Origin of the sequence: Pseudonocardia sp. SID8383, assembly GCF_009864975.1 — a bacterium.
Lineage (GTDB): Bacteria > Actinomycetota > Actinomycetes > Mycobacteriales > Pseudonocardiaceae > Pseudonocardia > Pseudonocardia alni.
In genome coordinates this window covers 1-329 of sequence record NZ_WWFY01000510.1, presented here as the reverse complement: position 1 = coordinate 329, position 329 = coordinate 1, and the positions used below count along the sequence as shown (strand labels likewise).

1 pseudogene is annotated in these 329 nt (G+C 80.5%); it reads right to left on the bottom strand.

The annotated features are described in order from the left end of the window. Positions 1–329, bottom strand: a pseudogene (locus GTW08_RS12245) (hypothetical protein); the annotation flags it as partial.

Here is a 329-nt window from a genome sequence, read left to right as displayed (position 1 = left end):
CCAGGCCGCGATCTCCTCGCGCACGCCGGGCCGGTGCCGGGCCACGCCCAGGTCGGTCAGCGCCGCGGCGGCGGCCCGCACCTGGCCGCGCAGCTCCCGTTCGGCCTCGTTCAGCGCCACGTACTCGGGAACCGGGCCGGGGTCGGCGACGGCGTGCGCGGTCCAGCGGACCACCCCGTCGGCGATCGGTGACGGCACGACGCCGAACCCGGCGTCGGCGAACAGCACGCCCTCGCCCGCGGTGATCGCGGCGTCGGAGAACGGGCCCGGGCCGGGCAGGCCGCGCACGTCCCCGGGGGCCGGCAGCACCAGCCGGGCCTGCCCGCGCG